We start from the raw sequence: 23,226 nt of genomic DNA, 5'->3' as shown, positions 1-23,226 counted from the left end.
AGACCCGTCCGGTTGCTAATCGTAAATCTAAAATCATAAATGTGATTTATTTTTTCTTCGGGAGATCTCTTTCCGCGTCGAAATCACTCATGAACTTAAATTGTTTCCTGAGGTTTTTCTGTTTGTCACGGCTTCCGCTCTTGTCCATGGCGGCGTACACGGCGGGCACGATAATCATGGTGATAATCGTGGAGAACACCATACCACCGATCACGGCAACACCCATCGGGCGCCATGTTTCAGAACCTTCACCCACGCTCAATGCCATCGGCACCATACCCAGAATAGTCGTCAACGACGTCATCAATACCGGACGCAAACGAGAACGACAAGCTTGGGCGATAGCATCGTACAAGCGGATGCCGCGTTCACGCATCAAGTTGATAAAGTCGATCAGCACGATACCGTTCTTCGTCACGATACCCACCAACATAACGGCTCCCAAGGCGGCAACGATACTCAATGTCGTGTTCGTGAGCAACAAGGCGAGGATCACACCGGTAAACGCGAACGGGATAGCCAACATGATGATAAACGGCATCTTGAATGACTCGAACTGTGCTGCCATCACGATGTATACCAACATCAACGACAGTAACAACAACATAACCAAAGAGCCGAACGATTCCTGTTGGTCCTCGAAACTACCTCCGATGTACAAGGTTACGTCTTGCGGAACGTCTTCCAAGTTATTGATAAGCGTTTGTGCCGCTTGCGCTATATCTCCCAATGCTACTCCTGCTGCCGGGGTGATAGATACTTTCAGGATACGTTGTTTACTCTTGCGCTCGATGTTTGGTGGAGAGAAAAACTCCTCAATCGTTCCGAGTTCTTGTAAACGAACCTTTTCTCCTTTACCGTCAATAATAATGATATTCTCGATCTCGGACAAGGTTGAACGATATTTTTCGTCGAAACGTACAATAATATCATATTCCTCACCGTTTTCTTTGTATTTGCTATTCCGGTACCCGTAGATGCGGTTACGCAAGTACGAACCGACCTCGGAAGTTGTCAACCCGTGGCGGGCCAGTTTATCTTGATCCAGTACTACGCGGAGTTCCGATTTATCCTCGTCGCGGCTGACCTTGATATCTTCTGCACCGGGGATGGAGCGGGCTTCAGTGGCAATTTTGTGAGCCAGATTGGTCGTCGTGTTAAAATCATGTCCCATGATTTCGATATCGACAGAGTTGCTACTCATCGACCCGCCGCTTGATGTGGTTACAGTGTATTGCAAGATGTCAGGGAATTGTTTCAAGATACCGCGTACTTGGTCGGCAATCTCGAACACGCTGCGTTTACGTTCTTTGATATCTACCGTTCTAATACGCATGTTCAAGATGTTATTACCCGTGCTGTTCATCATCGAAGCGAAAGAAGCTTCCTCTTCGCTACCGTATGAAAGGTTGATCAACGTGACTTCCGGGATGCTATTGCGAATCACCGAGTCTATATCCAACGCCACTTTTTTCGTTATCTCTACGCGTTGACCGGATTGCATTTTTACATACACGTTCATGTAATTTTGGTCATTCTGGGGCATAAAGTCCGTCTTGATAAATTTCATCAGGAACAGGGAGGCTCCGAATAACAAGAACATAGATATGATAGTTACCGATTTGTGAACAAGTACCCAACGGATCAAACGTTCGTACACGTTATCTAATTTCTCCAGCATCCGGGAAACGAAATGATAGAAACTGAATTTCTTGCCGTCCGTCTTTTCCTGGATCTTCATCAATTGAGAACAAAGCATCGGGGTTAACGAGATAGCTGTTACGGTTGAAGTACATACCGTGATACAAACGATCCAACCCAATTGCTTGAACAGGATACCTGTCATACCGCTTACCAGTGTCAACGGGAAGAACACGGCTACGGTCACCAGCGTGGTCACGATTACAGACAACCAAACCTCGTTCGTACCGTATTTTGCCGCTTCACGCGGACGGCTACCGCGGTCGATATGTTTCGTGACGTTTTCCAGTACCACGATGGCGTCGTCCACCACCATACCGATTGCAATAGAGAGGGATGACAGAGAGATGATATTCAATGATTCTCCTGTCGCGAACAAGTAGATAAAGGCAACGATCAAAGAAATCGGGATTGTCAGCGCGATGATAAAAGTAGCACGCCAGCGTCCCAAGAACAGGAACACGACCAAAACCACGAAAATCAAAGCGTACATTAAAGAGTCCTGCAAGTTGTTGATGGACTTAACGATAAAGTCCGAGTTGTCCGAGATAATCTGGAATTTGATATCTGACGGCAATTCTTTCAAGGTTTGCTCGATCTCTTTTTTAGCTTGTTTTGCCACGGCAACGGCATTCGCGTCCGTTTGTTTTGTTACCATCAATACACCACCCCGACCTCTGTTGATGGATTGTTCAAGGGTAATATCTTTCAAGGTATCACGAACGTTTGCCACGTCGCGCAAGTAAATAATCTTGTTGTTTCGGGTTCCCAGTACAATATTCTTGATCTGGTCACTTTCCTCGAATTCTCCTTCCACGCGTAGGGTATAGTCCATGTCCCCCATCTTCACGTTACCGGAAGAAATGTCCTTGTTCTCCGCGAGAATCTTACTACCGATCTGTTCCAGCGTCAAGTTATAAGCGTCCAGTTTGTTTGGGTCAAGATCCACGTAAACCACACGTTCCGGGGCTCCGGCAACGATAACGGATGCTACTCCGTCCACGCGGTTCAACCGGGTGATTAACTTATCGTCCAATATCTTGTCAATACCGGGATAGGACTCTTCTGCCGTTACCGCGTAAATCAAAATAGGCATCATCGACGTGTTGAAACGCATGATCGTGGGGCGGTCGATGTCATCCGGAAGGTTGTTCATCGCTTTATCCACGGCATCCCGCACGTCATTAGATGCTTCGTCAAGGTTTACTTCCCATTCGAACTCCAGTGACACAACGGCCAGGTTATCGTAGGAAGTGGAAGTCATTTCTTTCAAGTCGTCCACCGAGTTCAACTGGTCCTCGAGGATTTTGGCAACGTTCTCTTCAATATCCGCGGCATTAGCACCCGGGTAGGTAGCCATTACCGTGATGTAAGGCGGGTCCATTTTGGGGTACTGGTCCACCGGCAATTGTATATAAGAGGCAATACCCAATACCATGATGGCAAGGAAAACCATTAAGGTAGAAATGGGTTTATTGACCGCTGTATTGTATATACTCATATTTCGAATTTTAAATTTTAGATTTTAAATTTTAGATCGAGGGTAAATCCGCGATCCAAATGATTTATTTCGTGATAGAAATCGGAGAACCGTCCACCAATCTACCTTGTCCGACAACAACAAGTTCGTCACCCTCGTGAATGTCGTTACTGATCAATTCTACCTGATCCTCGAAACGTCTGCCGAGTTTCACAGCCACGCGTTTTGCCTTACCGTCCTTGTTCAAGAACACGTAGCGGTCGTTAGAACCTTGTAGTTTCAACACGGCGATAGCCGGGGCAACCACGGTTTCCGTGTTACCGATGAAGAAATTGATCGTTCCGTACATACCCGGTCTTAACGCTTCGTCACTATTCGGTATTTTGACCTCAACGGTAAATGTTCTGGAAGCCGGGTCGATGCTCGGGTAAACAATGCTTACCGTACCCTCGAATACACGGTCGGGATAAATATTGCTCTTCAATTGAACTTTCGTTCCGGGTTTCACGGTCAGGTAATATTGCTCGGACAAATTCACGTATGCCTTTACCGGGTTGATCTTCTCGATAGCGATGACAGAAGGCTTCGTCGCTCCACCGAACGAACCGCCGGTGTAAAGTTCCTTGTCCTCGAAATATTTCCCGGTAACGATACCGTCAAAAGGAGCCTCCATGCGCGTGTTCTCTTTCAAGAATGCCACGTTTGATTTTGCCACCTCGTATTGGGTTACGGCTGCATCATAAGCCTGTTTGGAAATACTTCCCGTTTTATTCAACTGAACGGCACGATTGTATTCCGTTTCCAAGTTTTTCAATTGAGTTTCGGCTTGGATAAGGTTTGTTTTATCCATTTCGACCAACAGTTGTCCTTTCTTGATCCGGTCGCCTACTTCAACGTAAATCTTTTCAATTCTTCCCGTGGCTGCCGGGGCATAGAAAACCTGTTTGTCGGCTTCCAAGTTGGCGGCGTAATCCAAGGTTTTGGCTATATCCGTTCTTTCCAGTTTTTGCACCTTCACGGGAATAGCTTCGTCAACGTCTTTTTGTGACGCTTTATCTTTGTTACCGGAACAACCGGCAAGCATAGCTAACGCTATTGTCGATAGAATAAGATTCTTTACCATTGTATTTTTTTGTTTGTTTTTATTATTCAAAGTTGTTTATCGCGGGAGTTGGTTATACAATTTTTCAAGGCTTACCTGTGCTTGCAACAACGTGAGAACGGCCTCCGTGTAATTTGTTTCCGCCTGTAGGTAATTGTTGTTTGCCTGAGTCAAATCCAAGCTGGAAACGGCGCCCAACTCGTATTTCCTCCGGTAGTTATCCAGTACCCGCGTGGCAACGTCGATATTCTCTTTTTGCAAACTGTAATTCTCCATGGCATTTTTCAAGTTGAATTTCAATTGCTCGTCCTGCACGTTCAACTGGTCTTCCAACAGGCTCTTCTGCAAGTAAGTTTGCTCCAGCGTGATTTTAGCCTGTTTCACTTTGGAGTCGCGTTTCATACCCGAGAATACCGGGATATTCATGGTCAGGCCTGCCGTGTGCTTCGGGCTCATGTCTAATGCCGGTTTCAAAATCTTGTAATTGAAATTGTACGAACCGGAGATCGTGGGAGCGTAACTCCATTTCTCGATGCCCAGCAACTTCTTGTTCAACTCGGTTTGCGTGTTCATCAATTGATAGCTCACGTTGTTGTTGATGTCGAATTTTTCCAAGTACAGGCGGCTGGATTTGTCGTTATCGAGGAACACTTCCAACCCGTCCGAAAGTTTAACCGGGGCCCCGGCTTCCAACCCGAGTTGCAGGCGCAACAGGTTGTAGTTCACCGCTACCGTTCTTTCCATCGACAGCATGCTGTTTTTCAGTTGTCCCACGTTGATACGGATTTGGTCTACATCGGTGATTTCAACCGTTCCGGCGTTATACATGTTTTCCGTGTGCTTGTAAATCTCGTTCATATTCTCCAGGTTCTGGCGCAGGATTTCCAACATCCGTTCCGTCACGAGTACCGTGTAATACGAATTATAGATATTCTCGACGATATCCAGTTCCGACGATTCAACTTCTTGTTCCGTCATTCTCACGGCAATCTTACTGGTCTGCATTCCCAGTATCCATTCACCACTGAACAACAATTGTTGCAGGCCGACTCCGACATTCGACTGGTCTTTCATTTTGATGGTTTGTCCGCCGAAGTTCATCTTGTACCCGAAATTCGTCGTGTACGTCATTGTACCGTTAATCTGGGGCAATCCCGCTGATACGGACTCCCGAACCTTTTGGCGGTACAGCTCGATGTTCATCTGCGAGGCCTGTAATTCTTTGTTGTGCTTGATGGCAAACTCTACTGCTTGTTGCAGCGAGATCGTTTGCGGGGCTTCTTGTGCGTGAAGCATCCAAGGCACGATAAGCATTAGTAGGAAGAGTGTCATTCCTTTTTTCATAGATTATAGTATTAAATTATTTATATTTTCCGGGAAATTCTCACGCGTTTTTTCTCTCAATACAAATCTCATACCAAAAAAACTTCGGTATGATAAATTTACTTCTCTTTCACTTGTTTTGACTCATTTTTTAATCGTTCATACTCTTTTATACCTTTTTCCGTGGATATAGCGTAAACAAAATTGATAAAAATCGTCGTGATGATTACCGAAAGAGGGTATTCGAGTTTGCCGACAATATCCGGGTCTCTCAAAAAGTGTAACTGTTTGCCCAGCAAATACAATTGCAACTCCTTGTCTATATCCTCCCTGAGATATTTCTTTTTCATTCCGTCCTCCAGCAGGGAAACCAGAAATTGTTTCGTCAGGTTTTCTTCCTGCTCCCCTATTCTTTGATACACGGCAGGGTGATATTTTCTCATGTCGAAATAATTGGCGGGCAATCGGCTACCCAAGTCACTCTCGATGAAGTCCCGTATGCGGCAGATTACTTCAATCGGGTTCAAGTGATCTAACTCTTTTATCTCAACACATTTCATTCTTTCCCGTCTTCTGTATAGCATCACTTGCTCCACCACGTCGTCTTTATTGGCAAATTGTTGATAGAGCGTCTTCTTCGAAATTTTCAAATGGTTCGCTATATCATCCATGGAGGTACTTCTCAGCCCGAATCTTAGGAAAAGATCCGAGATGGCGGCTAAAAGCTCCTCTTTCTGATTCATATTTTCATCCATAGGTGATCTATTTAATTGTTGCACGCGGAAACGATATAACCTCAAAACGTTTCCGCATGCAAAAGTATACAAATATCGTTCCACTAATACTACAAACATGTTAAAGTATTGTTAAAACGCTTGAGTGGCGTAACTTTTCAGAGATTTTAATACTAATACATCATTTTCAATTTTCAATTTTCAATTTTCAATTCCATAATACCTATCTTTGTCGTATGATAGATCAGGCTACAATACAGAAAATCTTTGACGCGGCGGATATATACGAGGTGGTTTCCGACTTCGTGAGCTTGAAAAAGCGGGGAGTCAATTACTTGGGATTATGTCCGTTCCACAACGAGAAGACGGGTTCGTTCACCGTTTCCCCGGCAAAAGGCATATACAAATGCTTCGGTTGCGGGAAAGGGGGGAATGCCGTGAATTTCATCATGGAGCACGAGCAGATGTCTTACGTCGAGGCGTTGAAATATTTGGCCGAGAAATATCATATTCCCGTCGAGGAAAAAGAGCTTACCCCCGAACAGCGGCGGGAACAGACCGAGCGCGAAAGTATGCTTATCGTGTCTGCTTATGCCAACGAGTATTTCCAGTATCAGCTTTGGAACACCGACGAGGGGCGTTCCGTCGGCTTGGGTTATCTCCGCCAGCGGGGTATCAGCGACGAGATGATCCGTAAATTCGGTTTGGGGTATAATCCCGAGGCGTGGGGGGCTTTCACCAAAGCGGCACAGGAAAAAGGATACAAGCAGGAATTTCTCGTGAAAACGGGGCTCACTATCGAGAACGACCGGGGACTTTTCGACCGTTTCCGTGCCCGCGTGATGTTCCCCGTGCAGGACCTTGCGGGGAAGGTTATCGCTTTCGGCGGGCGTACCATGACCACCGACAAGAAGATATCGAAATACCTCAATTCCCCCGAATCCGAGATATACCACAAGAGTAAAACCCTCTACGGTATCTTTTTCGCGAAGAAGTCGATCGTGCAACAAGACCGTTGTATTCTGGTGGAGGGATACACTGACGTCATCTCCTTTCATGCCAAGGGTATCGAGAACGTGGTGGCTTCTTCCGGTACCTCGCTCACGATCGAGCAGATACGTCTGATTCGCCGTCTGACACCCAACGTCACGATCATTTACGACGGGGATGCTGCCGGAATCAAGGCATCTCTCCGGGGTATCGACCTCGTGCTCGAGGAAGGGTTGAACGTGCGGGTGTTGTTACTCCCGGATGGCGAAGACCCCGATTCATTTGCCCGGAGTCACACGCCGCGTGACTTGGCGGATTTTATCGCTAACAACGAAACGGACTTTATCAACTTCAAAACGAAGCTGCTTTTAGGTTCTGCCGGGGACGATCCCGTGGAGCGGGCACGGTTGATTACCGACATCGTGCGAAGTATTGCCAAGATACCCGATAACATCGTGCGTTCGGTCTACGTGCGGGAAACCGCCCACCAGTTGGACGTCGAGGAACGGGTGCTTTACACGGAGATCGCCAAAGTACGTTTAAAAAACGAGGAACAACCTGTTAAAAACTCCGCTTCAGCTGTCCCCGAGATACAGATTACGACTACTCCCGTGCGGGGTGCCACTCCTTGTGATTTGGAAGAAAGTGTACTCGTGCGTTACTTGCTGTTGTTCGGTAACAACGAATTATACGAGGAGGAACACAACGGTTTCATGCGTAGTGTTTCCGTGGGAGAATTTATCGTCCGTGAGTTGGCTGAAGATGATCTGGAACTATTGAATCCCCTGTTTCGTGTCATTCAGACCGAGTACCAGCAGCAATACGAGTCGCCTTCCTTTATTCCGGCTCGCTATTTCATCGCCCACCCGGATATCAAGATTAGCACCGTCGCTGCCAACATTTTAAGCGAGCCCTACGAGTTGAGCAAAATCTGGTACAAGATGGATAATTACGTCGAAACCGAGCAAATGAAGCTTGCCGAGCTTCTCCCGAAAATTCTGGATAACTACAAGATGCGTCGAGTGGAAATGCTCTCCCGTGACATCGACAATCGTATCCTCGAATCGCAAAATAACCCCGATCCCCAACAGATCATGGAACTTCTCCGCCGCAAAAATGCCATCAACACCATTCGCCGCAAGTTGAACGAGAAACTCGGGCGCACGGGTATCCACTAATTGTCAGTACTCTAGCTTGTGCTTGTCGTGGATAATAATCACACGGGTAGATGTCGTTTTCCCTTTGACGTAATGGAGAGTATCTACTGATTACTATAATCAATCATGGTTTAATTCCGAATGATTTCTGTATTATTCCCGTTGCAAATATTATAGATTCGCTGTAAGTTCGCTGTAGATTCGCTGTTATAGTACAGCGTTGCAACAGCGAACTTACAGCGAATCTATAACTTTTTATACGATATTATACCGGAAGTGATATGCTTGTATATTTGAATTCGTGTATGTCTGGGATAGTTATACACCTTATTTTCTCGTGATATTGATTTTAACACGAGTCACTAATGTTTTGGAAATAGAATGTATCACCGTTCCAAGTGGAGGAGAATGTATCCTCCGTCTTGGGATTTGATTTGCAGGGTGGGATCGGGTTCGAGGGCTTTGCGTACCCGGCAGGCGTATTTTTTCAGTTCGGGTTCCTTGTGGAGGGAGGCTTTGTCCCAGATGCCTTGGATGAGGTAATCGCGGGAGGCGATTTCGTTGTTCTTGGCACAGAGCAATTGCAGGAAGCGAGCGTCGATTGTTGCCAGTTGTATTTCTTTTTCCCCGATAGTCAATACGCGGGAGGCGCTGTTGTAAGAGGTGATGGGCGAAAGCCGGTAGACGTGAGGACGTTTTATCCCTTTGGTGATGCGGGTGCGGAGGTTGTTCAGATGGTGTGCCAGCAATTCGGCGTCTTTGTCTTTGCTGAAAAATTCGTCGGCACCCGCGTCAAGGGCATCGAGCTCGTGTTCCCGTTCGCCGTGCGAGGTGTAGATGATGATGTGTGTCGCGTGATCTTTTTCCCGTATGCGGCAGGTGAGTTCCACTCCATCGATTTCGGGTAGTTCAAGGTCCAAGAGCAGGATGTTCGGGCGTTCCCGACGGTATGCGTTCCATGCGGTTATCCCGTCGGGGGCGATTTCGACGGAGTAGCCGTGCAGTTCGAGTATTTTTTGAAGTAGCTCGGCGGTTCGTTTGTTGTCTTCGGCGTAAAGTACGCGGGTATGGTTTTTCGGTTGGTTTTCCATGGCGTTAGTATTTTTGTTTTTTGGCAATTCTCGGTAGGGTGATGGTGAAGGTGGTCCCGTTGCCGGGGCTGCTGTCTATATTGATTTTGCCCCCGTGGGCGAGGATGACCTGGCGGGAGTGGTAGAGTCCCAACCCGTGGCCCTTGGTCTTTTTGTCGCCTTGATGGTGTGCCCTGTGGTAGCGCTCGAAAACGTGTCGTAGTGCACGGGGAGGTATCCCTTGTCCGTTGTCTTGTATTGTTATTAGCATTTGTTTGTTGTTCGGGGCGGTACAGGTGATGTCTATTTCCACTTCTTCGCCCGAGTACTTGAGCGCGTTGTCAATGAGGTTCTGGAACACGGCTTGCAGGAAGTGCGGGTCGCCGGAAATCATCGGGTCGGGAGCCTCGAAACGGAGGCGAATGTGGAACGATTTGCCTTCACGTGTGTTCCAGCGGTCGGGGGCGGTGATGAGCGCGAGCATCTCTTGTAAATTGAACGTTTTCGGGGTTAGCACGATGCCGTGGGCATCGGTGGATTGAAGTAGCATCCGGTCGATGGAGTGTAGCATGTTGTTCAGGTCTTGCCGATTTTTTTCCGCTTGTTCGATTTGCTCTTCTTTGGACAGGTGGGGTAACAGGTAGCACAGGTGTTTTTGGTTCTCCACGGGGTGTTTCAAATCGTGGACGATGCTGTCGATGTATTCTTTCTGGTTTTCCCGTTGCCGTTTCTCGTTACGATAGTTGATGTAGAGATGAATGACGCAGAATGCCAGCAGGAGGGAGATGAAGAGGGTGGTGGCGATGGGCCAAGCGGCTATTTGAACGAAAGCGGTTAGCGGGTAGTCGTACGTGGCGTATAGTATGTCACGGGTAAGGAAACCCAGTGTGTCGATGTATTCGGGGGAGGAGGGAATTTCGCTCGTGGGATGTGGGTAAGTGTCTTTGATTTTGCCCGTGCTATCGGTGAGAACGAATTGTAGGGATTTTGTTGTGTCCGAGGACGAATTGTTGTTTTCTTTGAAGTAGTAGTACAAGTTTTTTAATGTCCAGAGTTTTGGAGCGCGAATATCATAATCAACTTGTATTGTAATGTCTTGAATGATTTTTTTTGAATCTAAGTTGTAAGAGAAATGTTGATTGTTGATGAAAAATTTTAGTTCATTCGTGTTCGCGTTAAAATAATATCTAGCATGGTCGCTATGCATTTTTATATTGAATATAGAAATACAACTGGAGATAGCTTTGTTTCGTGAGTATTGGTATTGTAGTTTTTCTTGTTGGTAGAGATGATGTAAATGAAACGCTTGATTGCACAGGAGTAAGCAAATGATGTTCGGAATAATGTATAATATAAATTTTGGATTTTTATCCATGGTTTCGTCATTTATTTGCGAAAATAGACAATTCGCAACCTTTACGCAACCTTTTTCGTCGTTTTTTCTCGAAAAAAGTTGGATTTTTGTGATGTTATAATTTGAATGTGTAATATAAAAGATAGGAGATGTGAATATGTAAATGTGAATAAAGCAATGATGGAATGAGAGAAAAATGGAATAAAAATAGAAATAATTAATAAGTAGGTTTTATGAAAAATTTTTTGAATGTATTTTTGAAACATAGAGTTTTTTTGTTGATTATTCTGGTATTTTGATATATCCATTTATATGTTGTAATACAAAATGGATATTCTAAATATAATTTATTAATTATGATGGTTCTTTTTGCGAAGTCGACTTGTGTTTATGCATTAGTTTATATGTTCGTTTTTTGGTTGAGTGGTATTAATATGCTTTATTGGATTCGTTATGGTTTTGCGATGAGTTTAGTATCAGGTATAATAGGAGTATATTTTATACGTTCTCTCGTAAAAGAAGATGCGATTCGTGGTGTGCGTAAATATATTTTTGTTTTCGAGTGGATGTATTTCTATGTTATATTATTGATTAAAATATTTTTATCGTTCATTGTTTGGGTGTTATGGGCATATGCTGTATGTGATGGGATTTTTTATTGGCATCATTTTGTTTTAATATGTTCTTTTGTTGTGGTGAATTTTTGGAATATATATAAGGTTTCTTTTTCTAAAGTTGATACAGCCCCGTGTTTTTCGTTTAAGGACAGGAAAGATGTTCGAATCATTGTAGAGAATGATGATGAGATAATTTGTTACATGCCTTATAGGCAAATTAAGAATTTAATAACAGGAAAGAAGTTAGTTTGCTAAAGAAATATATTGTAATATTTTGTAACATGAATCAGAGTTGATATTTCAACTATTGATTCGCATTAATAATTTAAACTATGTTTTTGTTATTGTATTTTTCGTTGATTTTAAGTGACACATCGGTAACTCAATATTCGTGGCCGACGTCTATTTATGAGGTCGGTAAGACCATTCGGACGAGTGAAGATAATTTCGAGAATTTATTTCATAATTGGAATGTCCAGAACGTGAAAAACGCGGATGAATTTAAACTTTTGAATTACGAGTTTAATCAGGTAATTTTCAAAGAATCACAAATGCTGGCGTTTTTGGATTCGGTGCAAGCAATAGGTTATCCTTTTTCGCAGCTGTTTAGGCAAACAGCTTCAGATAAAAAGGATAGTTATTGTAGTGTATGGCTTCGTGGCGGTGAGAGGAAAAATTTAAGTAAGAATGCGATTCGTACTTTGGCAGAATTGAATGCGTTAAAAAAAGAGGTGTTTTCTACAAAAATTCGTTACGGAACAAAAGTTTATAATTTATTCGTGGAGCATAGGGATAAAGAAGAAATATCGCTTGTTTGTTTTTATAGATGGGGAAACTAATAGGGTTATAGAGGATTTCTTTTTTACAATAGTGCCCATTGAGTTCTTGTATGATAAGCCACAATTTAAGATTCGCTAATGGTGTGTTAGATTATATTTTAAAAGTATGAAAGTATTGTTGTTATTTTTTTTGTTTTTATTTTGCCGATGTACGGATGAAGTGTATAACCCGGTAGATTTGTTTGTTATCCGAGATACAGTGAAGAGCGTGTCATTCTCCCAGCAAAAAGTGCGGGTAAAATACGCGGAGATGTTATGTCCTCGGGTGGAAAACGATTCTTTGATGATGCCGATGAATGTTGAAGAATGCCCGGCGATTTACACGGCGTACGTGCGAGATTTCGTGAAATTGATGAATGCTCGCTTGAAAGAAATGCCCGAGCGGTTAAGGTTCATGACCTTGGGGTTGATACGGGCAAATACGATTAAAAAACGAGTTTTGATGTCTAGCGTGAAAGTCCAAGGCGACAGATACGTGCTGACGCTCTCGGAAAAGGAAGCTAAAAGTTTGGGATTTGAAAAGGAATATAATGAGTTAAAGCGGTTTTTGGATGAAAATTCCCCGATACCTCCTTGTTTTATCGAGGCTCTTAAAGAACCGGAACCGGACACGAGTATATTTTGTGATTTTAGGCTTTTGAACGAGGGACTTTCCCCGGTATTTGCAGAGTTGAAACAAGCTTTTTACGCTTTAAATAGAGTGTATGCGGTTAATGAACGTGATATCCCGTAAAAATTTGACAGGTGCTTCACTCGAGAAGGTATTCTATTGTTTCTTGTTTGTAGCGGGTGTTTTTTGTATCCCAAGTTGTTTCATCAGTCGTCATGTTACAGCTGGGGTTTTAGGTGTTGCGTTGCTTGTTGGTATGCGGGTGGATAGAATAAAAGATATGGCGCGACAGGTGTTGCGTTAGTCATCGTTAAACTTTAGTTCCACGGGAAGGTTGAATGTTTTATTTATGGATGTTATTATTAAATCAATACCAATAAGTCCTTCAATTTCGAGGGAGGTTTTAAGGTAACCATTGATGTGTAAATCCAAGGTCTTGCCATTATTGACAATTTTTTCTTCACGAGAACGTGTTTGCCAATAGGCATTAAAATTTGAGTTATGACATTTGGTGTTTACGTTTATTGTTCTGATAGTCGCTATTTCTCGCGAGGGGTGGTGCTCGTATATCACGTTCATATTTACAAGTAGCATGCTCGAGTCCCATTGCGTTTCATAAATTGTGTGAGTTTGACAGTATAATTTGATGCTGTTTTGATATCCCAAATTTCCACCTTCAATTATGTGTCCGCCTCCGGTTATGATATTTCCACCTATTTCGATTTTTTCTTTGAGGTTAGATTTTTCGTGAAGAGCATGGTTGTTAGGAGAAATAGGATAATAACTCATCTCGTATTTTTGACTAAGCTTGTAAATGAAATTGTATTGTTCTTCAGATAACGTATCCTTGAGCCATTTGGGGATAATGCCTTTAGGATAAAGCGTGTCTAGGCATACGTTTGGAAATGTATAGATCTCGTTTTCGTTGCTAGTAGTGGTGTTGAAGTTATTGCGGCAGGATGAAAATGCTACCGTGGCAATGAAAATACCAAATATTATTTTTTTGTTCATGTGATCCAAGTTTAATACTATAACACGCGAAACGGGAAAGGGGAATAGTCTGGAAACAGAAAAATTACCTGGAGGCAACTCGCAACCTTCAAGCAACCTTTTTTTTCGTTTTGATAGACAGGAAGTAATATTTTTGTTACAAATCGTTTGTGAAATGTTTGTTGAACGCTAAAATGAGGATGTATGTTCGCGCTTAAAAATGTACCGTTATACTTTATCTTGCTACTTGCTCCCGTGCTATTCCACGTGGACCGTTCTTTGCCGGGTATTACTGCAGGGTTCGCGGGTATGTTGTTGTTGCTCGTCTGTTTGGTCGTGTTTCCCGGGAGCAGGAGGTGTCGTTTCAATTTGTTAGATTTGTTTTTCTTGTTGTTCGTGACGTGGTACACGGGGCGAACGGTTGGGATTGGCTCTTCTATATTTGCCTGGAAGTTGCTGTTAGGTGGTGCGGCGATCATGTTGTATGTTTATGTTCGAAACACGGGAGTGAGGGTGTATTATTTTGACGTGTTGTTTGTTGCCGGAATTTTTCAGGCGATGTGGTTTTGGACTCAATTGCGAGGCTGGCTGCCGTCGTATCATTATTTGTACCCGGGAACGGGAGGGTTTATGAATCCCGCTATATTGGCTGTTTTTCTTGCAATCGCTTGTTTAGCCGGTTTGGTCGGTTTTTATCGAAGGGAAAAGTTTTATTTGCGCTGTTTGCGGGGAATAGGGATCGTGTTACTATTGATTACCTTGGGATTCTTGGGTTCCCGTGCGGCGTGGGTAGGATTGGGTATTGGAATTTTATGGATCGTGTTGACGGGGAGAGAATGGGGTGTTGCTCGGTTCTTTGGAAATATCCGTGAAAAGTATCGTATCGGGAAATATATTTTCTTGCTGCTCGCGATTGTTGTTCCCGTGAGTATAATATATGTTCTTTATCTGGTGCATCCGGTGTCGGTGCAAGGGCGTTTCTTGATTTGGCGGGTTGCCGGTACGATATTTCGTGATGCACCTTGGTTTGGTTGCGGTTCTTTTTCTGCCGCCTACATGCCCGCGCAGGGAGCGTGGTTCGAGATGCGTCCCGATTCCCCGTTCGTGTCAGTGGCGGGAAACAACGAGTACGCTTTTAATGAATTTTTGCGGGTGGTTTGTGAAACGGGGATCGTGGGGTTGTTGCTTTTCGTGGGGGTGGTCGTGATGGGGTTGTATTTCGCCGCGAAAGGGAATCGGGTTTCTCGTTTTGCCGGGGGTGTTTTGGTTGTGATTTTGGGATTCGGGCTGTTCAGTTATCCTCTCTCTGTCGAGCTCGTGAGTGTTGTTGCCATTATTTCGCTGGCAATTGTTGCCCGTGATGCCCGTCACGCCAGGGAATGGGTTGTTGACTTGGACACGAGTTTTGCTTTTATATTGAGAATAGCGGTTGTTTTATTCTTGTTTGTCTTGTCTATCGAGTATTATCACGAGAAGAAAGCGGATATTCTTTTGACAGAAGCCCGGGAGGTTTCTTCCCGGATGAAGACGAGTGAACTGAAGGTGTGTTACGAGCGCTTGGGGGGTAATCCCGATTTTGTTTTACGTTACGGGAGGACTTTGTACACGAGAGGGGATTTGCTTAACGCGCAGCCCGTACTTGAGAAGGGATTGAGCTTACGTCCCACGTCTGAACTGGCGAGTGATTTGGGGAAATGTTATTTCTATCAGGGGCGATGGAAGGAGGCGGAGCAGAAATACCGTCTCGCGGCGAATATGATACCTAATTATATAGTGCCTCATCATCTCTTGTTCAAGTTGTATCAATTGAAGGGGATGCCGGAGGAAGCAGGGCGGGAAGCGAGGCAGATGTTGACGATTCCCGTGAAAGTGGTGAATTCCTCCGTGATACGGGCACGAGGAGAAGCGAGAGCATTTTTGGAGGAAAATGGAGAGCAGTCATGACGCTAAATAAAAGAGAGTTTTAACTTGTTTAGAAACTATTAAAAAAAATGATTATGAGAAAAATGAAGTTTTGGATTTTGGGAATAATCTTGGCTTTGATTTATTCCTGTTCAGATGATTTCGGAGTCAAGGAGCAAGCGCCTCAAGGTATTGACGTGTCGGAAGCACGAGCTTATTTCGAGAAGAACGCCACGGATTTGGCCCCGCTTACTTTCAAGAATCCTCTCTCGAGAGCTTCTAGTTTTGTTGTGCCGGAGTTGATTCCGGAGTGGGATGAGGCAATAGAGTCCGAAAACGAGGATTATTTTATCACGGAAGTTCCTCTTCACTCGCAGTCCAATGCAATATGTGTGGAGCGTGTAATTAAAGACGCTGAATTCCTTTGTGAAAAAAAGATACTTTGTCAGCGTCGTTTAGTAATTGCTCGCCAAAAAGATTCGGAAGAAACCGATATGTTTGTTGCAACATTGGTTCCTGATGATGATTTTGTGGGTGGAGAGGGAACTCCTTTTACCGGGCGAGTGTTTTACTCGGAATTGAACGGGGATTTTAGGAAAGCTGTTGGGTATAAAGAGGGGCAGATGCAGGAACCTTTGTTGATAGGAAAGGCTCTTAGTTTTGCTGTTTATACGCGAAAAGGGGCACCTTTAGATTATTCTACTTTAACCTTTCAAGAGGGACAAACTTCACGTTCTGCAACGTATTCGAATAGTGAAAGTGGTGGAGGCGGATGGTATCCCGGTTGGGGCGGTGGAGGAACTGGTGGCGGTTCCATTGGTGGTGGGGGAACTGGTGGCGGTTCTACTGGAGGAGGAACTAGTGGCGGAGGTTCTGGGTATGATCCAGATTATGAATTAGGACAGCAATATTTTCAAGAAATGACAGAAAATATAGAGAGAGGGAATATAGAAGCAACATATGTAAAAAGGCGGGGAAGTACGCCAATATATGACGCAACAAGCGGTTTTTCTATTGGAATTAATACTGCCTCGGTGCTAACCTCTTGGGTGGGTTTTCTGAATCAGCCCGATGTGAAATTATATGCAAAAAATTTTGGTAAAGTAATGGGAGGATTAGCTGCAGGGATTTCGGCGTTTCAAACTATTGTGGCTTTTGCTGATCCAGATGTGCCTGATCCAGATGTTTGGGAGGTTATAAATACAGCAGTTGGGGTTGCATGTTTTTTCTGTTCTTTTGTTCCATGTTTAATGCCAATTATGACAGGTATTGGTGTGTTGAGTTCTATTGTAGGCATTGTTTCTGGTATGAAATATTATAGTCATGCATCGTTAATTCAAGTACCTTTGAAGAATGGAGGTAATGTTTATGTTTACTTTTCAGCGAGCATGCCATCTATAGCTTAAAGTGTTAAAATACAATATCTCGAGAGAGGTTATATTTTAATTTCTATTCGAGATATTGTTTAAAAAGTTACTTTTGTTTTATCTAAATATTAATCTGATTTTTTATGAAAATATTTCGTCGTCCTTTTTGGCAAGCAAATACTTCTAGAGTTTTTATAAGAATGGCTATAATAGCAGGGATATTTTTTGTTCTTTTAATGTATTGGGCAACTAATTCTTTATGGTGTTGTTTATTAATGCTATCAATATGGAGTATAATGTGTTTTCCTGCATTTTTTACGCAGTATTTTTACGTGACCTTAACAGATGATCAATTGATACTTAAAAATGGTGTTTATACTTTTTGGCAGAAGATATATCTTTACCAAGAGATAGAAAAGGTTGAAATTAAGCCAAGTCTTAATTTTTATATGAAAGTTTTGACAAAGGATCGAAAAACATTCGTGTGGGATTATGTTATAGATTTAGTCGATCCTAAAGATTTTGATGAACTTGTAGAGATGATTAGAGCCAAAGGGATTGTAGTTGAAACTGCTGGTTTTGATACAGTTTATCCTAATAGGAATCAATATAAAATAGAAGAAACATGTAATGTTCTAGATGTAGATGTGAAAAAATTTCGTCAATCTTTGTGGAACACGAGTTTAATCAGAAAGAATCTTACATGTACAGTTATAATAACGATATTACTCGCTCCATTTGTTCTTGTTATCACGCAATCGGTTTGGGCGTGTTTGGGAAGTATTTGGGTGTTTTACTTGTTATTCCCGATTTATTTTACCCGACATTTTTACGTGATATTATCAGCGGACAAATTGATTATCAAGAACGGTGTATACTCTTCTATGCAAAAGGAATACTTGTATGGAGATATTGCACGGGTCAAAATAAAACGGGGTAATAATATATACATGCAAGTTTTCACTAAGAAGGACGAGGTAAAAGTGAAACGATATTGTATAGATGTTGTTGCACCTAAAGATTACAGAGAACTTGTGGAGATGATTAAAGCTAAAGGGATTGCCGTAGAAACGGAAGGGCTTGAAGCGTATTTATCTTGAAAAGAATTTGTCGTATGAAAATATTTCGAAGTCCATTTAGAAAAACTCTTACGGCAAGTGAGTTTAGGTATTTCATAATATTCTTTATAATATTCATGGTTCCAGCTCTTCTTGGAGGTGAATTTAACTCTCCTGCTTTTTGGTTTTTGCTCGTATTTATAATAGTTTGTTTGCATTTATTGATAGTACAATGTTTTTATGTTGTTTTGACACCTGAGAAATTAATTATAAAAAATGGTGTTTATACATTTTGGAAAAAAGAAGTTTTTTTTAATGATATAAAAAAAGTTAAGATTGTTTATGCAGGGAAACTATCATATCCTTATATGCAGATTGTAACCAAGAAGAATAAAACGGGTTCATGGCGTTATGTGATTAATTTAATCAATTTTCAAAGTTATTCTGCTTTAATCGAGGCGATTAAAGCGGAAGGTGTAGTTGTTGAAACCAAAGGACTTACAGATTACATCAATTTGTTTAAAAATGTAAATAAAAAAGTAAACTAAAAACCTGTGAAATATGAGGTTATTTTAATATTGCGGAACCATGAAAACATTTCGTCGTCCATTTAGCAAATCTAATACCGTTTTTGAAGTTAAATTTTTTACTGTAATTTTTGTTTTATTGGGACTAGTTGTTCTGCCTAATACTGAATTTACAATACTAGGCTTTCTGTTTTTAGTTGTAGTTTGCTTTTGCGTGATGCATATTTTTATATCACAATTATACTATATTATTTTAACCGATACGACATTAATTATTCAAAATAGAGTTTATTTATTCTGGAGGAAAGAAGTACGATATATAGATATTGCAAAAGTAAGAATAAAGTGGCACGGGGATAAATCGTATCCATACATGAAAATAATCACAAGAAAGCCTTCTGGGATATCATGGCGCTACACGATAGACCTCGTTGATCCTCAAGATTACGAGGCTATAGTAAAGGATGTCGAGGCAAAAGGTATTACGGTGGAAACCCAAGGGATAGATGTCTATGCCCGTATTTTTAAAGATGAAGATAAATCTAAATGAGGAATGAATTGTTATGAAAAATTTCGTTGTTCTTTTTGGAAAACTGCTTTTGGACTTCCTGTTGTTATAGGATTGTTTTTTTTAACATTATTAGTTGTTTCGTCAGGTATTGTAGAAGGTCTTTCATATTTGGAAATGGTGAAAATATTATTTATAGTCTATTTATTTCCTTTTTGCATGGTTTTGTTTTTAGAATTCTATGTTATTTTACTTGATGATGTTTTGTTTGTGAAAAATACTATTTTCCCATTTTGGAAGAAGAAAGTGTATTTCAAGGATATAACGAGAGTAAATATTGTTGATCATGGAGGAAATTCAATACCTTATATACAAATCATAACCAGTAAAGCCAAACTGGCTTGGCGTTATTATTTGGATCGTGTAAGTCGTAAAGATTTACCAGAGTTAGTTGCTTTTTTGAGAGAAAAAGATATAGATGTTAGGACAAAAGGTATAGATGCATTTTAAGTATGAAGATATTTCGTCGTCCCTTCAAGAAATCGGGTACAGCATTTGATGTTAAATTTGCCTTGATAACATTTGTTTTGTTGTGGGGATTTGCAGCTTGTGCTGTTGAATTTAATGTTCGAGGTATATTAGCCTCGATTGTATTCGTGTTTATATTAGTACAACTTTATATCTCAAGGCTTTACTATGTTGTCTTGCGGGATGATAAGTTGATAGTGCAAAATGGAGTTTATTCATTCTGGAAGAAAGAGGTACGATATGTCGATATTGTAAAAGTGAAAATAAAGTGGTGGCAAGATCGAACGTATCCATACATGAAAATAATCACGAGAAAGTCTTCCGGGATATCATGGCGTTACACGATAGATCTCGTTGATCCTCAAGATTACGAGGCTATAGTAAAGGATATCGAGGCTAAAGGTGTCACGGTGGAAACCGAAGGAATAGATGTCTATGCCAGTATTTTTAATGATGAAGATAAATCTAAATGATAAAAATTGAATTATGAAAACATTTCGTCAATCTTTGTGGAACACGAGTTTATTTAAAGTAAATTTTATGCTCACTTTTATAGTGACAATGATCCTTGCTCCATTTGTTTTTATTACCACGCAATCGGTTTGGGCGTGTTTGGGAAGTATTTGTTTTTTTTACTTGTTATTCCCGATTTATTTTACCCTACATTTTTACGTGATATTATCAGCGGATAAATTGATTATCAAGAACGGGGTGTACTCTTTCATGCAAAAGGGATACTTGTACGGGGATATTGCACGGGTCAAAATAAAACGGGGTAATAATATATACATGCAAGTTTTCACTAAGAAGGACGAGGTAAAAGTGAAACGATATTGTATAGATGTTGTTGCACCTAAAGATTACAGAGAACTTGTGGAGATGATTAAAGCTAAAGGGATTGCCGTAGAAACGGAAGGGCTTGAAGCGTATTTATCTTGAAAAGAATTTGTCGTATGAAAATATTTCGTCGTTCTTTTTGGAAATCGGAAGAAATTCGAGCATCGAAATGGGGTTTTGTTTTTGTTTTGTTATTAGGTTTTCCTATTTTTTGTTCAATGGGTTATCCATGGGAAATGTACATGGGTGTTATTTTCGTGTTGATATTTTTATTGTGCTTTCATCCATACTCTTTTTTTTACGTGATATTATATGATGATAGGCTAGTTGTTCAAAATGGAGTCTTCTTTTTTTGGAAAGGCGAGTATTTTTATGAAGATATTGTGAAAGTAACGCTCGTGTGGTTGGGTGGGATGTCAAATCATTACATTCAGGTTTTCACGGAAAAAGGGAAATCTAGGCGTTATTTTATCGATTTAGTAGCCCCGAGTGATTATCAAGAGATTGTAAATATAGTTCGGGGTAAGGGAATTTTGGTTGAAACAGTCCATCTTGATGAGTGGGTAAAATAGAAGTTGGGTTATGAAAACATTTCGTCGTCCTTTCAAGAAATCGGGTACGGTATTTGCTGTTCACTTCCTTGTTTACCAAAATCGAATTTCTTTGTTTTCGTGGGTGAATATTCTTTCTTCAATGCCTGTCGTGTGGTTATGAAGCCAAAGTAAAGCCCCCCGGGGGACATCGTGATACTCGAGGTAATAATCGGGGGCTATTTGTCGTCCTAGTGATTGCCAACCGTTCAAGTCATGATAGAACAGCTCGTAGTCGTTTCCCGGGTAAATTCCGTTGCCGTCACTTCTAGGAAGGCACACGATTTTTGCAGCATGGACTGAAGTGTCAAAATCGATAATGATTTTTTTCATGGGGTCGAGAGTGATATTAGTTAGAGGGTCATTGTCAAGAATCAAAGAATCCGAGGGGGAGGTTTTTCCCTTTAATGGCTTGCCTGCTTTGTCAAGAAAGGATAGTTCTGCCATGTATACAGGGTGAGTGGTGGTATTCGATACTCGCCAATATCTGAATCGCTTGTCTGTTTTGTTATATCCTTGTGCATAGGTTACAGGGGAGGTGTCAAACTGGGATATTATCGTGTCGGGGGTGAGGAAGTTCGGATCGTTGGAAGCTTCTATCACGAGATGTTGTAGGTATTTGTTGAATGCGTGTAGCAAGTCGTTAAAAGGATATTTTCTTTTGATTGTTATTTTTTGTCGGGTGCAAGTGTTCGGTACAAGATACTTGATTTCTCCTTTCAAGTTTAAGATGAAAGGAAAGTGCATGGGGCGCATTTTTTTCTTTTGATAATACGTTACCAGGTAAAGGTGGTTTTTGCCGATATTCTTGAATTTGACGGCTGATTGCTGATGGGTCGTGATGTCAACGGGTTGCCACTCGAGGTTGTTGAAGACACACAGGTAGGCGTGTCGTGAGGATGCGGGTAGTTTTTTCTGCGCGGAGGTAATGACATCGGCAGTGTACACGTAGTGGTCGCTAACATCTTTATAGAAAGGATTAAGAAAGAAGTCGGGGATGTATTCGCCTTTCGCAGGGGTGACAACTCGGTCGCGTGAATAGGTTTTTTGATATACTTTGGCTGCTTGGTTGTTTACTCCCATGACTGCCGTGTTTTTTGATTCGGAAGATACTATTTTGCACCACTGGTGAAAACCGTTGCGATTGGCATAGCGGGGGATGAATTCGATACAGGAAGGAATGCTTGCAATACGGTGTGTAAGATTGTCTGCTATGGCGCAATGAGTACATTCCCTTAAAATGTTTTGAAGGTGTAGTTCAGAGAGTATTTGGGGGTTGATCTTTGTTATCGGTTTTGATAAAGGAATGTCATTAATGATTTTTGGCATGATGTATTTTGTATTGTCTAGGAAAAATAGGTCTTCTAATGCTTGTGGTGCGATATCCAAGGAATCACGCCATAAATCGAGACGTTCATTTGCGAAGCGGTAAGGAAGAATGTATTCTAGGAATATGTCAAAAGGGATGTCTTTTAACCAGCTGTACTGGTGTAATTTCTCGAAAGATAAGTCGATGTGGCGGATGAGGAAATCTGCCTTGATATGTTCCACGTCTTCTTCGTGGTAGGAATTTTTTCTAAGCCAATTGATTTCACTGAATGATATGTCTAGCAATTTATGATGAAGGTAGCATCCTATGGTGTCAGCGTCTATCTTTGCCCGGTATGCGTTGATGAGGTCACCTTGCAGCGTGTAGTGCCCGGGCATGTTGGCGATGAGGAATTCGGCGGCTTTTAGTTTCAAGGAGTCAGCGGGTTTTTGTGAATAGTGGTCAAGGACTTTCTCGAGTTCGCTTCTATTTTCGCCTGCTAGTTGTAAGGCTGTTTCTAATGCCTCGTTGCGGGTTTGGCAAGAGAGAGTGGCTAGAAAAATGATGTAGATATATTTTAGTTTCATGGTATAAATCGTTTTACCGCAAAGTAAATAATTGTAGGGTAATATT

22 protein-coding genes are annotated in these 23,226 nt (G+C 41.9%); 14 read left to right on the top strand and 8 right to left on the bottom strand.

What is annotated here, in order from left to right; all coding sequences use genetic code 11:
- Nucleotides 1-46 precede the first annotated feature (46 nt).
- From CS948_RS08305 to CS948_RS08290, 4 genes are all read right to left on the bottom strand, one after another.
- Nucleotides 47-3,202: an efflux RND transporter permease subunit gene (locus CS948_RS08305; protein ID WP_099291225.1), complete on the bottom strand. Its 3,156-nt coding sequence runs from the start codon at nt 3,200-3,202 to the stop codon at nt 47-49.
- Between the two features lie 64 nt (nt 3,203-3,266).
- On the bottom strand, nt 3,267-4,304 hold the full coding sequence (locus tag CS948_RS08300) for an efflux RND transporter periplasmic adaptor subunit (protein WP_099291224.1): 1,038 nt from the start codon (nt 4,302-4,304) through the stop codon (nt 3,267-3,269).
- A gap of 36 nt (nt 4,305-4,340) precedes the next feature.
- Nucleotides 4,341-5,627 carry a TolC family protein gene (locus CS948_RS08295; protein WP_255301918.1) on the bottom strand — a complete coding sequence of 429 codons (1,287 nt, stop codon included), beginning with the start codon at nt 5,625-5,627 and terminating at the stop codon, nt 4,341-4,343.
- 98 nt (nt 5,628-5,725) lie between these two features.
- The gene (locus tag CS948_RS08290; RefSeq protein ID WP_176554978.1) at nt 5,726-6,361 is read right to left on the bottom strand and encodes a TetR/AcrR family transcriptional regulator; all 636 of its coding nucleotides are present in this window, start codon (nt 6,359-6,361) and stop codon (nt 5,726-5,728) included.
- Between the two features lie 215 nt (nt 6,362-6,576).
- Here CS948_RS08290 and dnaG point away from each other — a divergent pair, with 215 nt between their 5' ends.
- Nucleotides 6,577-8,508 (top strand): DNA primase, encoded by a 1,932-nt coding sequence (dnaG, locus tag CS948_RS08285; protein WP_099291221.1) that lies wholly within the window; start codon nt 6,577-6,579, stop codon nt 8,506-8,508.
- A 365-nt stretch (nt 8,509-8,873) separates the two neighbouring features.
- Here the strand turns inward: dnaG and CS948_RS08280 are convergent, their stop codons facing one another.
- Together CS948_RS08280 and CS948_RS08275 are read right to left on the bottom strand one after the other, a co-directional pair.
- Nucleotides 8,874-9,578, bottom strand: coding sequence for a response regulator transcription factor (locus tag CS948_RS08280; protein WP_099291220.1), 705 nt, complete (start codon nt 9,576-9,578; stop codon nt 8,874-8,876).
- A 4-nt stretch (nt 9,579-9,582) separates the two neighbouring features.
- Nucleotides 9,583-10,764: a sensor histidine kinase KdpD gene (locus tag CS948_RS08275; RefSeq protein WP_176554977.1), complete on the bottom strand. Its 1,182-nt coding sequence runs from the start codon at nt 10,762-10,764 to the stop codon at nt 9,583-9,585.
- A 503-nt stretch (nt 10,765-11,267) separates the two neighbouring features.
- Here CS948_RS08275 and CS948_RS08270 point away from each other — a divergent pair.
- The 4 genes from CS948_RS08270 to CS948_RS21460 all read left to right on the top strand — a co-directional run bounded on the left by CS948_RS08270 (nt 11,268) and on the right by CS948_RS21460 (nt 13,281).
- Entirely contained in the window at nt 11,268-11,783 is a 516-nt protein-coding gene (locus tag CS948_RS08270; protein WP_099291218.1) for a hypothetical protein, read from the top strand.
- Between the two features lie 227 nt (nt 11,784-12,010).
- A complete protein-coding gene (locus tag CS948_RS08265; protein WP_176554976.1) occupies nt 12,011-12,367 on the top strand; it encodes a hypothetical protein in 357 nt (118 codons plus the stop codon).
- 106 nt (nt 12,368-12,473) lie between these two features.
- Nucleotides 12,474-13,100, top strand: coding sequence for a hypothetical protein (locus tag CS948_RS08260; protein ID WP_099291216.1), 627 nt, complete (start codon nt 12,474-12,476; stop codon nt 13,098-13,100).
- Nucleotides 13,072-13,281 carry a hypothetical protein gene (locus CS948_RS21460; protein WP_141560909.1) on the top strand — a complete coding sequence of 70 codons (210 nt, stop codon included), beginning with the start codon at nt 13,072-13,074 and terminating at the stop codon, nt 13,279-13,281. The genes CS948_RS08260 and CS948_RS21460 overlap by 29 nt, the downstream gene beginning before the upstream one ends.
- Here the strand turns inward: CS948_RS21460 and CS948_RS08255 are convergent.
- The gene (locus CS948_RS08255; protein WP_099291215.1) at nt 13,278-13,988 is read right to left on the bottom strand and encodes a hypothetical protein; all 711 of its coding nucleotides are present in this window, start codon (nt 13,986-13,988) and stop codon (nt 13,278-13,280) included. The genes CS948_RS21460 and CS948_RS08255 overlap by 4 nt on opposite strands.
- A gap of 183 nt (nt 13,989-14,171) precedes the next feature.
- Between CS948_RS08255 and CS948_RS08250 the strand changes: the two genes are divergently transcribed.
- The 9 genes from CS948_RS08250 (at nt 14,172) to CS948_RS08205 (ending at nt 21,266) form a co-directional block, all read left to right on the top strand.
- Nucleotides 14,172-15,911, top strand: coding sequence for an O-antigen ligase family protein (locus CS948_RS08250; RefSeq protein WP_099291214.1), 1,740 nt, complete (start codon nt 14,172-14,174; stop codon nt 15,909-15,911).
- Nucleotides 15,912-15,964: 53 nt separating this feature from the next.
- Nucleotides 15,965-17,275, top strand: a complete 1,311-nt coding sequence (locus tag CS948_RS21455) for a hypothetical protein (protein ID WP_141560908.1) — start codon at nt 15,965-15,967, stop codon at nt 17,273-17,275.
- Between the two features lie 104 nt (nt 17,276-17,379).
- Nucleotides 17,380-18,336: a hypothetical protein gene (locus tag CS948_RS08235; RefSeq protein WP_099291212.1), complete on the top strand. Its 957-nt coding sequence runs from the start codon at nt 17,380-17,382 to the stop codon at nt 18,334-18,336.
- A gap of 14 nt (nt 18,337-18,350) precedes the next feature.
- Nucleotides 18,351-18,842 (top strand): hypothetical protein, encoded by a 492-nt coding sequence (locus CS948_RS08230; RefSeq protein WP_099291211.1) that lies wholly within the window; start codon nt 18,351-18,353, stop codon nt 18,840-18,842.
- A gap of 352 nt (nt 18,843-19,194) precedes the next feature.
- On the top strand, nt 19,195-19,371 hold the full coding sequence (locus CS948_RS21640; RefSeq protein ID WP_176554975.1) for a hypothetical protein: 177 nt from the start codon (nt 19,195-19,197) through the stop codon (nt 19,369-19,371).
- Nucleotides 19,372-19,374: 3 nt separating this feature from the next.
- Complete coding sequence (locus tag CS948_RS08220) at nt 19,375-19,839, top strand: hypothetical protein (protein WP_099291209.1); 465 nt, start codon at nt 19,375-19,377, stop codon at nt 19,837-19,839.
- Nucleotides 19,840-19,841: 2 nt separating this feature from the next.
- Nucleotides 19,842-20,330, top strand: a complete 489-nt coding sequence (locus CS948_RS08215) for a hypothetical protein (protein ID WP_099291208.1) — start codon at nt 19,842-19,844, stop codon at nt 20,328-20,330.
- Between the two features lie 13 nt (nt 20,331-20,343).
- Nucleotides 20,344-20,796, top strand: coding sequence for a hypothetical protein (locus CS948_RS08210; protein WP_099291207.1), 453 nt, complete (start codon nt 20,344-20,346; stop codon nt 20,794-20,796).
- A 14-nt stretch (nt 20,797-20,810) separates the two neighbouring features.
- On the top strand, nt 20,811-21,266 hold the full coding sequence (locus CS948_RS08205; RefSeq protein WP_099291206.1) for a hypothetical protein: 456 nt from the start codon (nt 20,811-20,813) through the stop codon (nt 21,264-21,266).
- A gap of 72 nt (nt 21,267-21,338) precedes the next feature.
- Here CS948_RS08205 and CS948_RS08200 read toward each other — a convergent pair whose 3' ends face one another.
- Nucleotides 21,339-23,180, bottom strand: coding sequence for a hypothetical protein (locus CS948_RS08200; protein ID WP_099291205.1), 1,842 nt, complete (start codon nt 23,178-23,180; stop codon nt 21,339-21,341).
- Between the last annotated feature and the right edge of the window lie 46 nt (nt 23,181-23,226).

This window comes from Butyricimonas sp. Marseille-P3923 (assembly GCF_900184685.1).
In the GTDB taxonomy this organism is placed as follows: Bacteria; Bacteroidota; Bacteroidia; order Bacteroidales; family Marinifilaceae; genus Butyricimonas; species Butyricimonas muris.
Note: the sequence above shows the minus strand (reverse complement) of the source record. Positions and strands in the feature narration are given on the sequence as shown.